A 19,822-nucleotide genomic window follows, 5' to 3' on the forward strand; every position below is an offset into this window, starting at 1 on the left:
AAAAAGGGCGGCCCAAGGCCGCCCTTCTTACCTAGCGCACCTGGACTCAGGCGGCGCTGAACAGCTTGTGCGGATCGATGACGAATTTCTTCGGCACGCCGGCATCGAACTCGTGGTAGCCGTTCGGCGCGTCGTCCAGGCTGATCACCTGTACGCCAACCACTTCGGCGATGTTGATGCGGTCCCACATGATCGCCTGCATCAGCTGGCGGTTGTACTTCATCACCGGGGTCTGGCCGGTGTGGAAGCTGTGCGACTTGGCCCAGCCCAGGCCGAAACGGATGCTCAGGGCACCCTTCTTCGCCGCGGCATCCACCGCACCCGGATCGTCGGTGACGTACAGGCCCGGAATACCGATCTTGCCGGCCACGCGGACCACGCCCATCAGCGAGTTGAGCACGGTGGCCGGAGCCTCGTGCTGCACGCCTTCGTGACCATGGCCACGAGCCTCGAAGCCCACGGCGTCGATGGCGCAATCGACTTCCGGCTCACCCAGCAGGGCGGCGATCTGCTCGTGCAGCGGGGTGTCCTGGGACAGGTCGGCGATCTCGAAGCCCTGGGCCTTGGCATGCACCAGACGCACCGGGTTGACGTCACCGACGATGACCACGGCGGCGCCGAGCAGGCGTGCCGAGGCGGCGGCGGCCAGGCCGACCGGGCCGGCACCGGCGATGTAGACGGTGCTGCCCGGGCCAACGCCGGCAGTCACGGCACCGTGATAGCCGGTCGGCAGGATGTCGGACAGGCAGGTCAGGTCGCGGATCTTCTCCATCGCCTTGTCGCGATTCGGCAGCTTGAGCAGGTTGAAGTCGGCGTACGGGACCATGGCGTACTCGGCCTGGCCACCGGTCCAGTCGCCCATGTCGACGTAGCCGTAGGCGCCGCCCGGGCGGGCCGGGTTGACCGACAGGCAGACGCCGGTGTGCTGTTCCTTGCAGCTGCGGCAGCGGCCGCAGGCGACGTTGAACGGCACCGAAACCAGGTCGCCGATCTGCAGGTTCTCGACGTCACGACCCTTCTCGATCACCTCGCCGGTGATCTCGTGGCCCAGTACCAGGCCGGTTTGCGCCGTGGTACGGCCGCGCACCATGTGCTGGTCGGAGCCACAGATGTTGGTGGAAACCACACGCAGGATCACCGCGTGATCGATTTTCTTGCCGCGCGGATCCTGCATCTTCGGATAGTCAATTTTCTGTACCTCGACCTTGCCCGCGCCGAGATAGACGACACCACGATTACCAGACATGCGTTGTTCTCCATTGTTGTTGTGGACACAAAGGCGTAGCCAGCGGCCACGCGGCCTTGCATTTGGAGCGTTGTTCAGCTGCTGGAGAGACCGCCGACAGGCCGAGCGGTACTACTCTCTCCACTCTGTTGCCCTGGCGCCGGGCCGACCCGGCGCCGGGATTCCTCAGGCGTTCAGCACCACGGTGCGGTTGGCGTTGACGAACACCCGCCGCTCGATGTGGTAGCCGATGGCCTTGGCCAGGGTCAGGCACTCGATGTCGCGGCCCTTGGCGATCAGGTCTTCCGGGTAGTGGGCGTGGTCCACCGACTCGACGCCCTGGGCGATGATCGGCCCCTCGTCGAGGTCGTTGTTGATGTAGTGGGCGGTGGCCCCGACCATTTTCACGCCCTTCTGATAGGCCTGGTGGTAAGGCTTGGCGCCCTTGAAGCCGGGCAGCAGCGAGTGGTGGATATTGATCGCCCAGCCGTCCAGCTTGCGGCACAGCTCCGGCGACAGCACCTGCATGTAGCGGGCGAGCACCACCAGTTCGGCGCCGCTGTCCTCGATCACCTGCCAGACCTTGCGCTCCTGCGCCGGCTTGTCATTCGGGTCGAGGGGGAAATAGTGATAGGGAATGTCGTGCCAGCGCGCCAGGGGCTCGAGGTCCGGGTGGTTGGACACCACGGCGACCACGTCCATGGCCAGGTGGCCGATGCGCTGACGATAGAGCAGGTCGTTGAGGCAGTGGTCGGCCTTGGAGACCATCAGCACCACCTTGGCCCGATAGCCCGGCGGGGTCAGCTCGGTCTGCATGCCGAAGGGCGCCAGGCGCTCGTCGAGGCTCGCGCGAAAGTTGCTCTCGTCGAAGCCGGCCGGGGCGCGGAACTCGACCCGGATGAAGAAGCGTGCGGACAGCCGGTCGTCGAACGAATGGTGCTCGGTGACATAGCACTGCTGCTCGTAGAGCAGGCGCGTCACCGCATCCACGGTGCCGAGCACGCTCGGGCAGTGGGCGGTGAGAATCCAGGTATCGGGGGCACGGCTCATGTTGATCCTTCCCTTCAATTGACCGGCAGGGGCGGCCGCGGCCGCCCCGCTGGGAGGCTAGGCGCGGCTCAGGCCTTGATCGCCAGGCCGTACTCGGCGCTGGCATCCTGCAACCACAGCCAGATGTAGTCGGCGAAGCTGCGGCGCACCAGCAGCTCCCAGGTGTCCTCGGCGGTATGGCGGATCACCAGCTGGGACTTGGCGAACACGGTGCCGACGGCCTTGCCGACCGGGAAGTTGCTCGGGTGCACGTCGTAGGAGCTGGACTTCATCAGCAGCTCGCGGACCTTGGGACCGCTCAGCTCGACGATGGTCTGGCCACCGCTGACGTTGACGATGGAGAAGTGCTGACCCTCCAGGGCCGCGCGCAGCTTCTGCTCGGTGGCGAACTCCTCGCCGCTCGGCACGATCAGCAGCCACTCGTCCGGCGCCAGCCACTGCAGCGAGGTCTCGCCGCTGGCCACCAGGGTAAGGGCCACCGGCAGCTCCAGGCCGATGGCCTTGTGCACGGCGCCGGCGAAATTGCTGTCGCTGGCTTCGCCGCGCAGGATCAGGTGGCCGAGCAGTTTCTTCTCGCGCAGGGTCACCCCGGCGCTGCTCTTGCCCTTGCGTGCCAGCTCGTCGAGACCGGCGTGGAACAGCGGGGATTCGGCCTTGCCGGCATCGGGGCGCTGCTTGTAGACGTTGATCGCGGTCATGTTGTTAACCTGTCGCTAATGTCTGATTGACCAGGAGGGACCGGCTCGCCGGCCCCTCGGGTTGGGTGCCGAAGGCTCAGATGTTCTGCCGCTCGCCTTTCGGGTCGTAGAACACCGGGCTGCAGATCTCCGCCTCGATCACGCTGCCATCGACCAGCGGCGCGTAGACCTTCTCGCCCATGCGCTTGAGGCCGCCCTTGACCAGGGCCATGGCGAAGGAATAACCCATCGCCGCGCTCATGTAGCTGGAGGTCACGTGACCGACCATGGTCATCGGGATCGGCTGCTTCGCATCGAACACCAGTTGCGCACCCTCCGGCAGCACCTTGTTCGGGTCGACCGGCTTGAGGCCGACCAGCTGCTTGCGGTCTTCACGCAGGCAGTCCTCGCGGTTCATGCCGCGCCAGCCGATCCAGGAGAACGGCTTGGTGCGACCGACGCACCAGCCCATGCCCAGGTCGTCCGGGGTCACCGAGCCGTCGGTGTCCTGACCGACGATGATGAAACCCTTCTCGGCGCGCAGCACGTGCATGGTCTCGGTGCCGTAGGGGGTCAGGTTGTATTTCTTGCCCGCCTCGACGATCTGCTCGAGCACGCCCATGGCGTAGTCGGCCTGGACGTTGACCTCGTAGCTCAGCTCGCCGGTGAAGGAGATGCGGAACACCCGGGCCGGCACGCCGCCGACCTTGCCTTCCTTCCAGGTCATGAAGGGGAAGGCGTCCTTGTCCAGGTCGATGTCGGTGACCTCGGCCAGCAGCTTGCGGCTGTTGGGGCCGGACAGGGTCAGGGTGGCCCAGTGGTCGGTGACCGAGGTGAAGTACACCTTCAGCTCCGGCCACTCGGTCTGGTGGTAGATCTCCAGCCATTCCATGATGCGCGCCGCGCCACCGGTGGTGGTGGTCATCAGGAAGTGGTTGTCGGCCAGACAGGCGGTAACGCCGTCGTCGGTGACCATGCCGTCTTCCTTGCACATCAGGCCGTAGCGGGCCTTGCCCACGTCCAGCTTGGTCCAGGCGTTGCTGTAGATGCGGTTGAGGAACTCGCGCGCGTCCGGGCCCTGGATATCGATCTTGCCCAGGGTCGAGGCATCGAGCAGGCCGACGCTGTCGCGCACGGCCTTGCACTCACGGGCCACGGCGGCGTGCAGGTCTTCACCATTCTTCGGGAAGTACCACGGACGCTTCCACTGGCCGACGTCCTCGAACTCGGCGCCGTTCTTCAGGTGCCAGGCATGCAGCGCGGTGTAGCGCTTGGCGTCGAACAGCTCGCCACAGTTGCGCCCGGCCACGGCACCGAAGGTCACCGGGGTGTAGTTCGGGCGGAACATGGTGGTGCCCATCTCGGGGATGCTGATGCCCAGCGAACGGGCGGCGATGGCCAGACCGTTGATGTTGCCCAGCTTGCCCTGGTCGGTGCCGAAGCCCAGCGCGGTGTAGCGCTTGACGTGCTCGACCGACTCGAAGCCCTCGCGGGTGGCCAGCTCGATGCCGGCCGCGGTGACGTCGTTCTGCAGGTCGACGAACTGCTTCGGCGCCCGTGCGGTGGATTTGTCGTGGGGTACCTGGAACAGCGCGACGGCCGGCTCCTCGGTACGCTTCTCGACCTTCGGCAGGCTGCCGGTGACGGCCTTGAAGCCGGCTTCGGCGGCGGCCGAGGCGCCAGCCTCGAAACCGTCGGCCAGGGCGTCGCCGAGGGCGAACACACCGTTGACCGCGCCGGCGCACAGGCGCTTCTGGAAGCCTTCACCCGGAACGAAGGCGAGGATGTCTTCACGCCACACCGGACGGCCACCGAGGTGCGAAGCCAGGTGCACCACCGGGCTGTAGCCGCCGGAGCTGACGATCAGGTCGCAGTCGAGCATCTCGCCCGGGCTGGTGACCTTGTGCTTGTTCAGGTCGATGGCGCAGATGCGCGCACCGGTCACCCGCTTGCTGCCGCGGGCTTCGACCACGGCGCTGCCGGTGAGGACACGGACACCGCGCTTGCGCGCTTCCTCGACCCAGGTGCCGCGCGGGTTGCTGCGCGCATCGGCGACGGCAACCACCTGCTGGCCGGCGTCGAGCCAGTCCAGCACCACGCGGTAGGCGTAGTCGTTGTTGGTCGACAGCACCAGCTTGCGGCCCGGGGCGACGCCGTAGCGGCGCACATAGGTGGAGACCGCGTCGGCCAGCATGTTGCCCGGCACGTCGTTGTTGGCATACACCTGCGGGCGCTCGTGGGCGCCGGTGGCCAGGACCACGCGCTTGGCGCGCACGCGGTGCATGCGCTGACGCACCTGGCCCATCGGCGCGACTTCACCGAGGTGGTCGGTCAGGCGCTGGTGGATGGTGAGGAAGTTGTGGTCGTGGTAGCCGTTGACCGTGGCGCGCGGCAGCAGGGTCACTTCCGGCAGTTTTTCCAGCTCGGCGAGGGCCGCGGCGACCCACTCGGCGGCAGGCTTGCCATCGAGGGTCTCGCGGGTCGACAGCAGGCTGCCACCGAACTCTTCCTGTTCGTCGGCGAGGATCACCCGCGCGCCGCTGCGGCCGGCGGCCAGGGCGGCGGCCAGGCCGGCGGGGCCGGAACCGACCACCAGCACGTCACAGTGCTGGTTCATGTAGTCGTAGCTGTCCGGGTCGTTTTCCCGCGGCGCACGGCCGAGGCCGGCGGCCTTGCGGATGTACTTCTCGTAGGTCAGCCAGAGGTTCTGCGGGTACATGAAGGTCTTGTAGTAGAACCCGGGCGGCATCATCTTGCCGCCGACCTTGCCGAGGATACCCATGAGGTCGTTGTTGACGTTCGGCCAGCCGTTGGTGCTGGTCGCCACCAGGCCGCTGTACAGCGCCTGCTGGGTAGCGCGCACGTTGGGGATCTGCGCCGCTTCGGTGGAACCGATCTGCAGCACCGCGTTCGGCTCTTCGGCGCCGGCGGCGACGATGCCGCGCGGACGCGAGTACTTGAAGCTGCGGCCGACGATGTCGACGCCGTTGGCCAGCAGCGCGGCGGCCAGGGTGTCGCCGGCATAGCCCTGGTAGGTCTCGCCGTTGAACTTGAAGGTCAGGGGCTGGCTGCGATCGATGCGCCCGCCCTGGGAAAGACGATTGACCTGGCTCATGCGGTTACTCCTTGGCCGGCAGTCTTCTTCGCGGCAACGCTGGCCTCAGTGACACTGGGGCGCTCGCCGATCTTGTAGGTTTCGAGGATTTCGTAGCTCACCGTGTGGCGAGTCACGTTGAAGAACTTGCGGCAGCCGGCGGCGTGCACCCACAGCTCGTGGTGGATGCCACGCGGGTTGTCGCGGAAGAACAGGTACTCGCCCCACTCCTCGTCGGTGCAGGCATTCGGGTCCAGCGGGCGGGCGATGTGCGCCTGGCCTTTGGCATGGAACTCCTCTTCGGAGCGCAGCTCGCCACAGTGAGGGCAGAAGATATGCAGCATGGTCGGTACCTCCAGAAAACATTCCTCCCTCTCCCGTCGGGAGAGGGGGCCAATATCAGTGCGCCACCCCGGCCGCGCCGTGTTCGTCGATCAGCGCGCCGTTATGGAAACGCTCGATCGAGAAGGCCTTGGCCAGCGGGTGCATCTCGCCCTTGGCCAGGCTGGCGGCAAATACGTGGCCGGAACCCGGCGTGGCCTTGAAGCCACCAGTACCCCAACCGCAGTTGAAGAACAGGTTCTTCACCGGGGTCTTGGCGATGATCGGGCAGGCGTCCGGAGTGGTGTCGACGATGCCGCCCCACTGGCGGTTCATGCGCACCCGCGAGAGCACCGGGAATAGCTCGACGATGGCCTGCAGGGTGTGTTCGATGGTCGGGTAGGAACCGCGCTGACCGTAGCCGTTGTAGCCGTCGATGCCGGCGCCGATGACCAGGTCGCCCTTGTCCGACTGGCTGATGTAGCCGTGTACGGCGTTGGACATGATCACGCTGTCGATGATCGGCTTGATCGGCTCGGAGACCAGGGCCTGCAGCGGGTGCGACTCCAGCGGCAGGCGGAAGCCGGCCAGCTTGGCCATGTGCCCGGAGTTGCCCGCCGTCACGACGCCCACCCTCTTGCCGCCGATGAAACCACGGGTGGTCTCGACGCCGATGCACGCGCCGTTTTCCTTGCGGAAGCCGATCACTTCGGTCTGCTGGATCAGGTCGACGCCCAGGGCGTCGGCGGCGCGGGCATAGCCCCAGGCCACCGCATCGTGACGGGCGACACCGCCGCGACGCTGCAGGGAAGCGCCCATCACCGGGTAACGGGTGTTCTTGCTGCAATCCATGAACGGGATCATTTCCTCGACCTGCTTGGCGTTGAGCACCTCGCCGTCGATGCCGTTGAGGCGGTTGGCGCTGACCCGGCGCTCGATGTCGCGCATGTCCTGCAGGGTGTGGCCGAGGTTGAACACGCCGCGCTGGGAGAACATGACGTTGTAGTTGAGGTCCTGGGACAGGCCTTCCCACAGCTTCATGGCGTGCTCGTAGAGCTGCGCCGACTCGTCCCACAGGTAGTTGGAACGCACGATGGTGGTGTTGCGCGCGGTGTTACCGCCCCCCAGCCAGCCCTTCTCGATGACCGCGACGTTCTTCACGCCGAACTCTTTGGCCAGGTAGTAGGCGGTGGCCAGACCGTGGCCGCCACCGCCGACGATGATCACGTCGTAGACCGGCTTGGGCGTCGGGTTGCGCCACATGCGCTGCCAGTTCTCGTGGTGGCTGAAGGAATGCTTGAGCAGGCCGAAGCCGGAATAACGTTGCATGGGTATGCTCCTGAAATCTGTTCCCCCAAGCCTCGCCAGAGGCCTTGGGGGTGAGGGAAACCTGGGGGACTCTGGCGTACCTAAAATCCGCCGCTTCCCTCATCCGCCCTGCGGGCACTGCTCCCGGAGGGAAAGGGAAAACTCAACGATAGACCGGGTAGTCCGCACACAGGCCAGCGGCCAGCTTGGCCACCTGGGCCTCGACGTCGGCGTCGCCGAGGTGGTCGAGCACGTCGCAGATCCAGCCGGCCAGGGCGATGCACTGGGGCTCCTTGAAGCCGCGGGTGGTCACGGCCGGGGTGCCGATGCGCAGGCCCGAGGTGACGAACGGCGACTGCGGGTCGTTCGGCACGGAGTTCTTGTTCACGGTGATGCCCACGCGGCCCAGGGCGGCATCGGCGTCCTTACCGGTCAGGCCCTGCTTGATCAGGCTGAGCAGGAACAGGTGGTTGTCGGTACCGCCGGAGACCACGTCGAAGCCGCGCTCGATGAACACCTTGGCCATGGCCTGGGCGTTCTTGATCACCTGGGCCTGGTACTCCTTGAACTCAGGCTCCAGCGCCTCCTTGAAGCACACCGCCTTGGCGGCGATCACGTGCATCAGCGGGCCGCCCTGGGCACCCGGGAAGACCGCGGCGTTGAGCTTCTTCTCGATCTCGGGGTTGGCCTTGGCCAGGATCAGGCCGCCACGCGGACCGCGCAGGGTCTTGTGGGTGGTGGTGGTGACCACGTCGGCGAAGGGCAGCGGGTTCGGGTACAGGCCGGCGGCGACCAGGCCGGCGACGTGGGCCATGTCGACGAACAGCAGCGCACCGACCTTGTCGGCAATGGCGCGGAAACGCGGGAAGTCCAGGGTCTTGGAGTAGGCGCTGAAGCCGGCGACGATCATCTTCGGCTTGTGCTCGACGGCCAGGCGCTCGACTTCGTCGTAATCGATCAGCCCGGTGGAGGTGTCCAGGCCGTACTGCACGGCGTTGTACAGCTTGCCGGAGGAGCTGACCTTGGAACCGTGGGTCAGGTGACCGCCGTGGGCCAGGCTCATGCCCAGGATGGTGTCGCCCGCGTTGAGCAGGGCCAGGTAGACGGCAGCGTTGGCCGAGGAGCCGGAGTGCGGCTGGACGTTGGCGAAGTCGGCGCCGAACAGCTGCTTGGCGCGGTCGATGGCCAGCTGCTCGACCACGTCGACGTGCTCGCAACCACCGTAGTAACGCTTGCCCGGGTAGCCTTCGGCGTACTTGTTGGTCAGGCCGCTGCCCTGGGCTTCCATGATGCGCTTGCTGGTGTAGTTCTCCGAGGCGATCAGCTCGATGTGATGCTCCTGACGGGCCTCTTCGGCGTTCATCGCCGCGAGCAGTTCGTCATCGTAGCCCTGGATTTGGTCTTGTTTGCTGAACATCGCTGATCTCCTGCGGCGCCACGTTGTAGCGCATCGGTGTGGAATCGGGAGGGGGTTGCCCCTGTGCAGCGGATGGTATGACTCGCCCCAAACCCTCAGATGCCTATGCACGCCACAGGGGATTGCGTTTGCGACATACTCCTGTCGGTCTTACGCATGCAGCGTCCCAGAGGCGCTCCGGCAGCCTGCCTGCGACAGCGCGTCGCAGGCTCTAGGCCAGGTGCTCGCGCAGCAACGCCAGGATCAGGAAGTGGGCCGGATAGAAACCATAGGCCCAACGCCTCACCGGCGCCACCGACCACCGACCGGGGGCCCGCAACAGGCGAATTCCGACCAACGGGGCCAGGCCGCAACTGAAAACGACCGCCAGGGCGAAGGCCTCGCCATGCAGCGCCTGGCCGTACAGCGGCTGCGAGTAGTTCGCCAGCAGGCACAGCGCCACCGGCCACGGCCAGGCTCGGCGCGGCTCGCGCAAGGCCAGGACGAACGCCGCCGGCAGCAGCGCGCCAGCGGCGCCGAACATCAGCCAGGGGTGGCCCAGCACAGCCAGCAGCAGCGCGCCCGCCGCCAAGCCGCGCGCGCCGCCCCGGGGCTGCTCCAGGGCGTGGGCGAGAATCAGACCCAGGGCCAGGGTCGGCAGGATATTCAGCACCTGCGGCGCCGGCACCAGCAGCCGATAGGGCCCCTCGGACAACAGCGCAAAGCCCAGCAGCAGGCCCAGGTAGCGCAGCGGCAGCGGCCGGCCCGGGGCTTGCCGGCGCAGGTTGGCGGCGATCGCCAGGCAGAACAGCGGGAAGGCCAGGCGCCCCGGCACATACAGCCAATACAGCTGCGGCCAGACGTAGCGCAGGTGATCGAGCAGCATGCTCAGCAGCGCCAACCACTTGATCAGGTCGAGGGCGGCATCGCGGGGGGCGGCGGACAGAACGCTGGACGGCGGCGGCATGGGCAGGCGGGGGACAGAGGGGACTGCAACGACCTTAGCCCATGGCCGCCGGCGACACCGAAGAGCATTCGCGGGCCAGGCTGTCCCCTGCTGCCGCCCGCCGCCGCGCGGGAGTAGAGTAGCGGCATACGCCGGCCCTCACCCCGGTGCCTCGATAAGAAGGAACTTGCAATGCCCGATTCATCCCAACAGTTCGCCAGCGACAACTACTCCGGCATCTGCCCCGAGGCCTGGGCCGCCATGGCCGAGGCCAACCATGGCCACGACCGCGCCTATGGCGACGACCAGTGGACCGCCCGCGCCGCCGACCATTTCCGCCGGCTGTTCGAAACCGACTGCGAAGTGTTCTTCGCCTTCAACGGCACCGCGGCCAACTCCCTGGCCCTGGCGGCCCTGTGCCAGAGCTACCACAGCGTGATCTGCTCGGAGACCGCCCACGTCGAGACCGACGAATGCGGCGCCCCGGAGTTCTTCTCCAACGGTTCCAAGCTGCTGCTGGCCAAGACCGAGAACGGCAAGCTGACCCCCGCCGCCATCCGCGAGATCGCCCTCAAGCGCCAGGACATCCACTACCCCAAGCCGCGGGTGGTCAGCCTCACCCAGGCCACCGAGGTCGGCACGGCCTACCGCCCCGAGGAGATCCGCGCGATCAGCGAAACCTGCCGCGAACTGGGCCTGAAGCTGCACATGGACGGCGCGCGCTTCTCCAACGCCTGCGCCTTCCTCGACTGCTCGCCGGCCGAGCTGACCTGGAAGGCCGGGGTCGACGTGCTGTGCTTCGGCGGCACCAAGAACGGCATGGCCGTGGGCGAAGCCATCCTGTTCTTCAACAAGGAACTGGCCGAGGACTTCGACTACCGCTGCAAGCAGGCCGGCCAACTGGCCTCGAAGATGCGCTACCTGTCCGCGCCCTGGGTCGGCCTGCTGCAGAACGATGCCTGGCTGCACTACGCCAATCACGCCAACCGCTGCGCCCGCCTGCTCGCCGAACTGGTCAGCGACGTGCCGGGGGTCAGCCTGATGTTCCCGGTGGAGGCCAACGGGGTGTTCCTGCAGATCGCCGAGTCGGCGCTGGAAACCCTGCGCGCCAAGGGCTGGCGCTTCTACACCTTCATCGGCGCCGGCGGCGCCCGCTTCATGTGCTCCTGGGACACCGACGAACAGCGGGTCCGCCTGCTGGCGGCGGATATCCGCAGCGCCATGAACGGCGCCTGAGTCCCACGGGCCGCCACGGGGCCGTGTCGGCAGCGGCCCCGGGCGGCCCAGTTACCCACGAACCCGGTGGATCAAGCTGTGGATAAGCTGTACAGCGACGGCTACGCGGCACGCCGCCCGCGGGGCGCCGCCAAACGATCACTTTATGAGCGATTTCAATAACTTAGAAATCCACTTACCCACAGGTGCTGTGCAGCAAATCCTTGGCAAGCTGTGGATAGATGGCTGCAAGGCCCACTCTGCGCCGGCTTCGCCTCGCTGTACAGTTTCTAGCCAGCCGCCTGCGAACGCTCGCCTCGCCCGCTCCCGCCGATCACCTCCCACGGGCCCGCCGCCCTCGCCGGCCCGTTTTCCACAGTGGCGGTGGATCAAACTGTGGACAAGCTGTACAGCCAAGGCTGCACCCCAGTGCCGACGGGGGCTCGCGCCGATCGCTCAGTTTTTCGGCAATACCGCCAAAGCAAACCAGCACTTAGACACAGAAACTGTGCGCGACGCCGTGCATAGCCTGTGCATAACGCCTCGCAGGCCCCTGTTCACGTGGCCTGCGCCGGCCTGCTCAAGGATTGCCCAAGCTCCCGCGCCACAAGCAGCGGGCCTTGCGAGGGGGCAGACACGGCACGCGCCGCGCACCTTTACCCACAGCACCGGTGGATGGTTCTGTGCACAAGCTGTCCAGACGCTGTATAGCGATGGCCGCAGGCCAGGCACGCCGCGGGCTGCCCGGAGCAGCTCATATTTTGCGCAGAATCAATGACTTAGCTGATACTCACGGCGCCTGGCAACGGCCTTCGGCGGCGGCACCTATACTCTCGGGGTGCGCTCGGCGATCCTCAGGACAGGCCCCATGAATCCCCCTACACAGCTCTATCCACAGGCCCTGGAGCGCCTGCAGCGACTGATCGACGAGGCCGCCGCCCGCGGCGTGGAAGAGCCCCACAGCGCCGCCCTGGCCACCGCCGACCGGGAGGCCAGGCCCTCGGTGCGTACGGTCTACGTGGTGGCCGTGGAACCGGCCGGCCTGCTGTTCTTCGCCAACCGCGAGAGCGGCAAGGGCCGGCAGCTGCGGGACAATCCCCGGGCCGCCCTGTGTTTCTACTGGCCGGTGCTGCAGGAACAGGTGCTGGTCGAAGGCGAGGCGATGCTGCAAGGCGACGAAACCGCCGACCAGTACTGGCGCAAATGCTCGCGGATGATGCAGCTGGGCGCCTGGGCCTCGGAGCAGGGCCGCACGGCCGGAGAACCGGGCAAGCTGCACCAGCAGGCGCGCCAACTGGAACAGGCGACGGGGTTCGAGGCGATCCCCCGGCAGGCCGACTGGTGTGCCTTTCGCGTGCTGCCCGAGCGCATCGAATTCTGGCCCAGCGGCTGGCAGCGCCTGCGCGAACGGCTGCGCTACCAGAAGGACGCCGACGGCCACTGGAGCCGCACCGCGCTGCATCCCTGAGCCGCCGCCGCGCCGCTGCCTATACTGCAGAAATCTGGCTGAGGGAGGCACACATGGCGAACTATCCGGTCGAGGCCATACGCACGGCCGCGCTGGTCGGCCATGCCGACGGCGGCAAGACCAGCCTGGTCGAGGCGCTGCTGCAGCACAGCGGCACCCTGGCCAGCATGGGCACCCTGGAGCGTGGCGACACGGTCTGCGACTTCGACCCGCTGGAGCGCGAGTACCGCCACTCCCTGTCCTCGGCGCTGGCCCACTGCAGCTACCAGGGGGCCGAGATCAACCTGATCGACACGCCGGGCTATCCCGACTTCATCGGCCAGTCCATCGCCGCCCTGGCCGCGGTGGACACCGCGCTGGTGGTGGTCAATGCGCAGAGCGGCATCGAGCTGAACACCCGGCGGATGATGGCCCTGGCCGGCGAGCGGCGCCTGTGCCGGATGCTGGTGGTGAACAAGATCGATGCCGAGCGCGTCGACCTGCCGCTGTTGCTCGAGGAACTGCGCGAGGCCTTCGGCAAGGAGGTGCTGCCGCTCAACCTGCCAGCCGCTGGTGCCAGCCGGGTGGTCGACTGCTTCTTCAATCCCGATGGCGAAGCCGACTTCTCTTCGGTGACCGAGGCCCACCGGGCCCTGGTCGACCAGGTGGTGGAGGTCGACGAGGCGCTGATGGCGCGCTACCTGGAACAGGGCGAGATCAACCCCGAGGAGTTGCACGCGCCATTCGCACAGGCGCTGCGCGAGGGCCACCTGATCCCCCTGTGCTTCGTCTCGGCGCGCAGCGGCGCCGGCGTCGGCGAACTGCTGGATATGCTCGTACGCCTGGCGCCCAATCCGCGCGAGGGCAATCCCCCGCTGTTCTTCAAGGGCGAAGGCGCGAGCGCCAAGCCGTTTCGCTCGCAGCCCGACCCGCAGCGCCATGTGCTGGCCCACGTGTTCAAGGTGGTGATGGACCCCTTCGTCGGCAAGCTGGGGATCTTCCGCGTGCATCAGGGCACCCTGCGCCGCGACATGCAGCTTTACATCGGCGAGGCCAAGAAGCCGTTCAAGGTCGGCCACCTGCTGCGCCTGCAGGGCAAGCGCTACGACGAGGTGACGCAGCTGGTGCCCGGCGACTTCGGCGCGGTGAGCAAGGTCGAAGAGCTGGAATTCGATGCCGTGCTGCACGACTCCCACGACGAAGACCGCATCCACCTCCAGCCCCTGGGCTTCCCCGCGCCCATGCAGGGCCTGGCCATCGAGGCCAAGCGCCGCGGCGACGAGCAGCGCATCGCCGAGGTGCTGCACCGCCTGCTGGCCGAAGACCCCTGCGTGAGGCTCGACTACCACCCCAGCACCCAGGAAACCGTGTTGCGCGGCATGGGTGAGCTGCACCTGCGCTACCTGCTCGACCGGCTGGCCGGCACCTACAAGGTCGAGGTGAAGACCCGCCCGCCGCGGGTGCCCTACCGCGAGACCATCACCCGGGCGGCCGAGGGCCATAGCCGGCACAAGAAGCAGACCGGCGGCGCCGGGCAGTTCGGCGAGGTGTTTCTGCGCGTCGAGCCACTGGCCCGCGGCGCCGGGTTCGAGTTCGTCGATGCGGTAAAGGGCGGGGTGATTCCCTCACAGTTCATTCCGTCGGTGGAAAAGGGCGTGCGCTCGGTGCTGGAGGCCGGCCCACTGACCGGCCACCCGGTCGAGGACCTCAAGGTCACGGTCTACGACGGCAAGAGCCACGCCGTCGACTCCAAGGACATCGCCTTCCAGGCAGCCGGACGCAAGGCCATGCTCGATGCCCTGCGGGGCGCCGGCTGCATCGCCCTCGAGCCGATCGCCAACATCGAGATCACCACCCCGGAGAGCAAGCTCGGCGACATCACCACCGACCTGGTCGGCCGCCGCGGCCAGGTGCTCGGCAGCGAGGCCACGGCCCAGGGCCTGGCGCTGGTCCGGGGGCAGGTGCCGCTGGCCGAACTGGACGGCTACGGCGGACGCCTCAAGTCGATCACCGCAGGCCAAGGCGCCTACAACCTGGAGTTGAGCCACTACAGCGCGGTGCCGGCGGAAGTGCAGCAACGCCTGGTGGCCAGCCACAAGGCAACGGCCCCGGAGGACGAATAGCGCGCTAGGGCCATGCCCGGCGGCTTTACAGGCGCTTGAGCAAAGCCTCGGCGGCCGCCTCGGAAGACGCCGGATTCTGCCCGGTGATCAGCAGGCCGTCCTCGACCACGTGGCTCTGCCAGTCGTCGTCCCGGGAGTACTGCCCGCCCTTCTCCTTGAGCATGTCCTCGAGCAGAAACGGCACCACCTCGCTCAGCTGTACGGCCTGTTCTTCGCTGTTGCTGAAGCCGGTGACCCGGTGCCCGCTGACCAGCGGCTTGCCGTCGCCGCCCTTGGTGTGCCTGAACACCGCCGGGGCATGGCACACCGCGGCAATCGGCTTGCCGGCGCCATGGAACTGCTCGATCAGGGCGATCGAGGTGGCATTCTCGGCCAGGTCCCAGAGCGGGCCGTGGCCACCGGGATAGAACAGCGCATCGAAGTCCTGCATCCTGACGCTGTCGAGCACCCGGGTATTGGCCAGCGCCTGCTGCGCCGCGCCATCCTGCTTGAAGCGCTCGGTCGCCGGCGTCTGCGCGTCCGCCGCATCGCTGTTGGGGTCCAGGGGCGGCTGACCGCCCTTGGGCGAGGCCAGGGTGATGCTGGCGCCCGCATCCTTGAACACGTAGTAGGGCGCGGCGAACTCCTCCAGCCAGAAGCCGGTCTTCTTGCCGGTGTCGCCAAGCTGGTCGTGCGAGGTCAGGATCATCAGGATCTTCATGGGCATCTCCGGTGGAAGTGGGAAGCGGGGCTAGCGGGCGGGCACCTCACAGGCGCCAGGCCCCGCAGGTTAGGGACAGGCAGATGACTCGATAATTCAAAAAGCGCTCATCGCTGGCATGGACATATGGCCATCGCCCGCAGCGCTTTGCTCAGTCGCTGATCAGCTCGCCGGACCGCCCGAACGGCATGGCCGCAAGCCCAGGGCATCTATCCCGGATTTCGGTGGATGACGCTGTGGATAAAGTGTGCAGAACCGCCGCCAGGCGACGCCCCAGCAGGGCTCCGGCCACCAGAGCACTTTATGAACGATTTCATAAAGTTAGCTGCAGCAGTTAGCCACAGTATCTGTGGGCCGTGCTGTGGATAAACTGTGCTCACTATGCGCCACGGCAGGCGGGCCTGGGGCTGCCGCCGGCTGTACGTTTTTCGTCCGGCGCGAGCCGCGCAGCCGCCGCGGTCAAACGACTCGCGTGTAGCGACTCTGCACCAGGCCATTGGCGAAGGTGCGGGTGGCCATGTGGTGCCAGCGGATGTCATGCAACAGCGGCCCGAACAGCGGGATGCCGGTGCCAATGAGGATCGGCACCCGGGTCAGGATCAGCTGCTGGATCAGCCCGGCGCGCAGGAAGCCCTGGATGGTCTGCCCGCCGTCGATATACAGGTGCTTGGCGCCCCGCTCCGCCATGCGCTCGATCACTTCAGGCGGGGGGCAGGACATGACCTCGACGCTGGCGGCCAGCGGCGCGGGAATCTTTCGCGTGCGGCGGCTGAGTACCACCACCGGGGTGTCGGCATAGGGCCATTCGTCGAAACGCTGGACCTGCTCGTAGGTACAGCGGCCCATGACCACCGCATCGACCGTGCTCATGAACTCTGCGTAACCATAATCCTCGGCGCCCTCTTCGGCGCCCCCGGCCGGCAGCCAGTCGAGCGCGCCATCGGCACGAGCGATGAAGCCATCGAGACTGGTGGCGATATACACGGACGTTTTCATCCTGCCTCCTCGCACCCGGCCACGCCAGGCGCTCGATTTGCGGGATATTCCCTGGCGGCTGCGCCCGCCGCCAGTTACCAGCCCTAATCTAGCAGCCAGCCGGCGACGACAGGCAACGAACTGCCCAAGGGTACTGCGCAGGCCGCTAAACGGAAGCGCAAGGTACGGAGCACCCGGCAGCTCAACAGACGCTGGGGCGACGGTGAAATAGCGGAAAGCGGTGGCGGATCGGGGGATGGGCGGGACGGTCTGGGCGGCTTTCGGAGTGAGGGGGCCGCAGAAAGGAAGCGCCTTGCCGGCCCCGAGCGGGTCCGGCAAGGTATCGGCTGCGGGCCTTAGTAGTCGATGACCACGTCGCCCTGGGGCACGCTGCAGCAGGACAGGATGAAGCCTTCGGCGACGTCCTCGTCGGTGATCCCGCCGTTGTGCTCCATGGTCACTTCGCCGGCGGTCTTCATCACCTTGCAGGTACCGCAGATGCCCATGCCGCAGGCCTTGGGGATATGCAGACCGAGCTTGGCGGCGGCCGCATGCACGGTCTCGCCCGGCTCGATGCGCACGCTCTTGCCGGTGCTGGTGAATTCCACCATCAGCTGCTCGGACAGCGGCACCGGCTCGGCTTCAGCGGCCTCGGCAGCCAGTTCCTTGACCTCCTCGCGGACGTCCGCCGGCGTGGCGCCGAAGGATTCCTCGTGGTAGCGCGACATGTCGAAACCGTTGACCTGAAGCAGGTGCTTGATCGCGTTCATGTACGGCGTCGGGCCGCAGCAGAAGATTTCCCGCTCCTGATAGTCCGGGGCGATCAGTTCCAGCATCTTCAGATTGAGGTAACCGCGGTAGCCGGCCCAGGCTTCACCCAGGCCATGCTTCTCGCAGATCACGTGCAGGCTGAAGTTGTTGATCCGCGCGGCCATGTGTTCCAGCTCGCGGTGATAGATGATGTCCTTGGGCGTGCGCGCGCTGTGGACGAAGACCATGTCGACGTTGGCGTTGGTGTCGTAGAACCAGCGGGCCATGGACATCACCGGGGTGATGCCGACGCCGCCGCTGAGGTACAGCACCTTCTCGGCCGGGAAGTCGATGGCGTTGAACAGCCCGACCGGACCGTGCACCGGCAACTCATCGCCTTCCTTGAGGTTGTCGTGCAGCCAGTTGGACACCTTGCCGCCAGGCACCCGCTTGATGGTGACGGAGAAGCTGTAGGGCACCGAAGGCGCGCTGGAAATGGTGTAGGAGCGCATGATCGGCTGGCCGTCGATCTCCAGCTCCAGGGTCACGAACTGCCCGGGCTTGAAGAAGAACAGCACCGGCTGTTCGGCCATAAAGCAGAAGGTGCGAACATCCCAGGTTTCCTGGATGACCTTGACGCAGCGCACCAGGTGGCGGCCGTTGCTCCAGGTCTGGGTCGTAACCGGATTGAGGAAGTCGTTCGTCGTCATGGACGTCTCTCCGCGCACGGCCGGACATCGGCCTAATATGCGGCGGATTGTGCGTAACGCCCGCCGCCGCCACTTACCTGTCAGCGACATCCACATACTTATCGCGACCTGCCGCAGAACACGCGGTTTGCAGCGTCGGAAACGGATGCCGCCATGTCGCCCATGGATAAGGTTAGCTTAGCGCCGCCATCCAAACTCGATTCCAGCCGAAGCAAATGGATAAGAGCGCACGCCCCCTTATATTTGCGCGCAGCAAAACGCCGCTCGGCGGGCGATAATTGAGGGGTGCCACGCCGCCTTGCGTAGCAACCGAAACAGCCACTTTATTCCGGCGCGAGCAGCGAGTGCTTCCGCCACTGAGGAGTTACCGATGGACGTCACTTCCACTCTGAGCCTGGGCGATCCACTAGAGCCTGCACGCAAGGCCACGGCCGAGATGCTGCACAACCGTGAGCGCACCTTCTCGCTGCCGCAGCCGTTCTACAACGACGAGCGCCTGTTCAAGATCGACATGCAGGAGATCTTCCACAAGGAGTGGCTGATCGCCGGCATGACTTGCGAGGTCCCGGCCAAGGGCAACTACCTGACCCTGCAACTGGGCGACAACCCGATCATCGTGATCCGTGGCGCCGAAGGCGTCGTGCATGCCTTCCACAACGTCTGCCGCCACCGCGGCTCGCGCCTGTGCACCAGCGACAAGGGCAAGGTCGCCAAGCTGGTCTGCCCGTACCACCAGTGGACCTACGAGATCGACGGCCGCCTGCTGTTCGCCGGCACCGAGATGGGCCCCGACTTCGACATGAAGCAGTACGGCCTCAAGCCGGTGCACTGCAAGACCGCCGGCGGCTTCATCTTCATCTCCCTGGCGGAGAACCCACCGGCAATCGACGAGTTCCTCTCCGGTCTGGCCCACTACATGGAGCCCTACGACATGGAGAACGCCAAGGTCGCGGTGCAGAGCACCATGATGGAGAAGGCCAACTGGAAGCTGGTGCTGGAAAACAACCGCGAGTGCTACCACTGCAGCGGTTCGCACCCGGAACTGCTCAACAGCCTGCTGGAGTGGGACGACACCAACGACCCGCGTGCCGACCAGGCCTTCAAGGACCACGTGGCCGAGTCCGCCGCCAAGTGGGAAGCCGAGAAGATCCCTTACCTGCACGCCGGTTACGGCCTGCGCAACCGTATCGTGCGCATGCCGCTGCTCAAGGGCACCGTGTCCATGACCATGGACGGCAAGCAGGGCAGCAAGAAGCTGATGGGCCGCATCCAGAACCCGGACCTGGGTTCCATGCGCATCCTCCACCTGCCGCACTCGTGGAACCACTGCATGGGTGACCACATCATCAACTTCACCGTGTGGCCGGTCAGCGCCCAGGAGTCGATCGTCATCACCAAGTGGCTGGTGCACAAGGACGCCGTGGAAGGCGTCGACTACGACGTCGCGCGCCTGCGCCAGGTCTGGGACGCCACCAACGAGCAGGACCGTCGCCTGGGCGAAGAGAACCAGCGCGGCATCAACTCCACCGCCTACCAGCCGGGCCCCTACTCCAAGACCTACGAGTTCGGCGTGGTCAACTTCCTCGACTGGTACAGCGAGCGCATGCTGAACAACCTCGGCGCCGAACCGGCCCCCTACCTGAAGGGTGTCCCCGCCGAGTAACAGAGCTTCACCGGCGGGTTGGTCGCCCGCCGCTACTGGCTGCACACTGAGGCCCTGACGGGCACTTCCCAACCCTCCAAGCCCCGGCTTTGGAGGGTTTTTTTATGCCTCGCGACCTCCCCGCCAGGCGCCTCGTAACACCTCCCCCACCCAGGCCGGGCGTGTTACCCCCCGATCCCGTGGGTAACAAAACCGGGTAGTAGCACCACAAAATCCTCTGCC

Annotated in this window: 15 protein-coding genes; 4 read left to right on the plus strand and 11 right to left on the minus strand. The window is 66.5% G+C overall.

The features are described 5' to 3' along the window. Positions 1–46 precede the first annotated feature (46 nt). The 8 genes from fdhA to LPB260_RS03375 all read right to left on the minus strand — a co-directional run bounded on the left by fdhA (position 47) and on the right by LPB260_RS03375 (position 10,038). Positions 47–1,246 carry a formaldehyde dehydrogenase, glutathione-independent gene (gene fdhA, locus LPB260_RS03340; RefSeq protein WP_208707221.1) on the minus strand — a complete coding sequence of 400 codons (1,200 nt, stop codon included), beginning with the start codon at positions 1,244–1,246 and terminating at the stop codon, positions 47–49. A 165-nt stretch (positions 1,247–1,411) separates the two neighbouring features. After that, positions 1,412–2,275, minus strand: a complete 864-nt coding sequence (gene purU, locus LPB260_RS03345) for a formyltetrahydrofolate deformylase (RefSeq protein ID WP_208707222.1) — start codon at positions 2,273–2,275, stop codon at positions 1,412–1,414. A gap of 68 nt (positions 2,276–2,343) precedes the next feature. Continuing rightward, positions 2,344–2,973, minus strand: coding sequence for a sarcosine oxidase subunit gamma (locus LPB260_RS03350; protein ID WP_208707223.1), 630 nt, complete (start codon positions 2,971–2,973; stop codon positions 2,344–2,346). A 76-nt stretch (positions 2,974–3,049) separates the two neighbouring features. Continuing rightward, positions 3,050–6,067 carry a sarcosine oxidase subunit alpha gene (locus tag LPB260_RS03355; RefSeq protein ID WP_208707224.1) on the minus strand — a complete coding sequence of 1,006 codons (3,018 nt, stop codon included), beginning with the start codon at positions 6,065–6,067 and terminating at the stop codon, positions 3,050–3,052. Beyond that, a complete protein-coding gene (locus tag LPB260_RS03360; RefSeq protein ID WP_208707225.1) occupies positions 6,064–6,390 on the minus strand; it encodes a sarcosine oxidase subunit delta in 327 nt (108 codons plus the stop codon). The genes LPB260_RS03355 and LPB260_RS03360 overlap by 4 nt, the downstream gene beginning before the upstream one ends. Positions 6,391–6,445: 55 nt before the next feature. Continuing rightward, complete coding sequence (locus LPB260_RS03365) at positions 6,446–7,696, minus strand: sarcosine oxidase subunit beta family protein (RefSeq protein WP_208707226.1); 1,251 nt, start codon at positions 7,694–7,696, stop codon at positions 6,446–6,448. 142 nt (positions 7,697–7,838) lie between these two features. Beyond that, positions 7,839–9,092: a serine hydroxymethyltransferase gene (glyA, locus tag LPB260_RS03370; protein WP_208707227.1), complete on the minus strand. Its 1,254-nt coding sequence runs from the start codon at positions 9,090–9,092 to the stop codon at positions 7,839–7,841. A gap of 211 nt (positions 9,093–9,303) precedes the next feature. After that, positions 9,304–10,038 (minus strand): TraX family protein, encoded by a 735-nt coding sequence (locus LPB260_RS03375; protein WP_208707228.1) that lies wholly within the window; start codon positions 10,036–10,038, stop codon positions 9,304–9,306. Between the two features lie 171 nt (positions 10,039–10,209). On the opposite strand from LPB260_RS03375, the gene LPB260_RS03380 reads away from it, so the two are divergent. From LPB260_RS03380 to fusA, 3 genes are all read left to right on the plus strand, one after another. Next, positions 10,210–11,253, plus strand: coding sequence for a low specificity L-threonine aldolase (locus LPB260_RS03380; protein WP_208707229.1), 1,044 nt, complete (start codon positions 10,210–10,212; stop codon positions 11,251–11,253). An 847-nt stretch (positions 11,254–12,100) separates the two neighbouring features. Continuing rightward, entirely contained in the window at positions 12,101–12,700 is a 600-nt protein-coding gene (locus LPB260_RS03385) for a pyridoxal 5'-phosphate synthase (protein WP_208707230.1), read from the plus strand. A 53-nt stretch (positions 12,701–12,753) separates the two neighbouring features. Continuing rightward, positions 12,754–14,802, plus strand: coding sequence for an elongation factor G (gene fusA / locus LPB260_RS03390; RefSeq protein ID WP_208707231.1), 2,049 nt, complete (start codon positions 12,754–12,756; stop codon positions 14,800–14,802). A gap of 25 nt (positions 14,803–14,827) precedes the next feature. Here fusA and LPB260_RS03395 read toward each other — a convergent pair whose 3' ends face one another. The 3 genes from LPB260_RS03395 to gbcB all read right to left on the minus strand — a co-directional run bounded on the left by LPB260_RS03395 (position 14,828) and on the right by gbcB (position 17,937). Continuing rightward, positions 14,828–15,502 (minus strand): type 1 glutamine amidotransferase domain-containing protein, encoded by a 675-nt coding sequence (locus LPB260_RS03395; protein ID WP_208707232.1) that lies wholly within the window; start codon positions 15,500–15,502, stop codon positions 14,828–14,830. A gap of 459 nt (positions 15,503–15,961) precedes the next feature. Continuing rightward, the gene (locus LPB260_RS03400; RefSeq protein ID WP_208707233.1) at positions 15,962–16,498 is read right to left on the minus strand and encodes a dihydrofolate reductase family protein; all 537 of its coding nucleotides are present in this window, start codon (positions 16,496–16,498) and stop codon (positions 15,962–15,964) included. A gap of 335 nt (positions 16,499–16,833) precedes the next feature. Further along, entirely contained in the window at positions 16,834–17,937 is a 1,104-nt protein-coding gene (gene gbcB, locus LPB260_RS03405; RefSeq protein ID WP_208707234.1) for a hybrid-cluster NAD(P)-dependent oxidoreductase, read from the minus strand. Between the two features lie 370 nt (positions 17,938–18,307). Between gbcB and gbcA the strand changes: the two genes are divergently transcribed. After that, positions 18,308–19,600 carry an aromatic ring-hydroxylating dioxygenase subunit alpha gene (gene gbcA / locus LPB260_RS03410; protein WP_208707235.1) on the plus strand — a complete coding sequence of 431 codons (1,293 nt, stop codon included), beginning with the start codon at positions 18,308–18,310 and terminating at the stop codon, positions 19,598–19,600. Positions 19,601–19,822: the final 222 nt, after the last annotated feature.

Source organism: Pseudomonas sp. LPB0260 (assembly GCF_013388395.1).

Bases quoted from the DNA above. Each gene is read 5' to 3' on its own strand.
- LPB260_RS03375 (WP_208707228.1), bottom strand. From the start codon at position 10,038: ATGCCGCCGCCGTCCAGCGTTCTGTCCGCCGCCCCCCGCGATGCCGCC.
- fdhA (WP_208707221.1), bottom strand. From the start codon at position 1,246: ATGTCTGGTAATCGTGGTGTCGTCTATCTCGGCGCGGGCAAGGTCGAG.
- gbcA (WP_208707235.1), top strand. From the start codon at position 18,308: ATGGACGTCACTTCCACTCTGAGCCTGGGCGATCCACTAGAGCCTGCA.
- LPB260_RS03380 (WP_208707229.1), top strand. From the start codon at position 10,210: ATGCCCGATTCATCCCAACAGTTCGCCAGCGACAACTACTCCGGCATC.
- LPB260_RS03355 (WP_208707224.1), bottom strand. From the start codon at position 6,067: ATGAGCCAGGTCAATCGTCTTTCCCAGGGCGGGCGCATCGATCGCAGC.
- LPB260_RS03400 (WP_208707233.1), bottom strand. From the start codon at position 16,498: ATGAAAACGTCCGTGTATATCGCCACCAGTCTCGATGGCTTCATCGCT.
- LPB260_RS03360 (WP_208707225.1), bottom strand. From the start codon at position 6,390: ATGCTGCATATCTTCTGCCCTCACTGTGGCGAGCTGCGCTCCGAAGAG.
- purU (WP_208707222.1), bottom strand. From the start codon at position 2,275: ATGAGCCGTGCCCCCGATACCTGGATTCTCACCGCCCACTGCCCGAGC.
- LPB260_RS03395 (WP_208707232.1), bottom strand. From the start codon at position 15,502: ATGAAGATCCTGATGATCCTGACCTCGCACGACCAGCTTGGCGACACC.
- glyA (WP_208707227.1), bottom strand. From the start codon at position 9,092: ATGTTCAGCAAACAAGACCAAATCCAGGGCTACGATGACGAACTGCTC.
- LPB260_RS03365 (WP_208707226.1), bottom strand. From the start codon at position 7,696: ATGCAACGTTATTCCGGCTTCGGCCTGCTCAAGCATTCCTTCAGCCAC.
- fusA (WP_208707231.1), top strand. From the start codon at position 12,754: ATGGCGAACTATCCGGTCGAGGCCATACGCACGGCCGCGCTGGTCGGC.
- LPB260_RS03385 (WP_208707230.1), top strand. From the start codon at position 12,101: ATGAATCCCCCTACACAGCTCTATCCACAGGCCCTGGAGCGCCTGCAG.
- gbcB (WP_208707234.1), bottom strand. From the start codon at position 17,937: ATGACGACGAACGACTTCCTCAATCCGGTTACGACCCAGACCTGGAGC.
- LPB260_RS03350 (WP_208707223.1), bottom strand. From the start codon at position 2,973: ATGACCGCGATCAACGTCTACAAGCAGCGCCCCGATGCCGGCAAGGCC.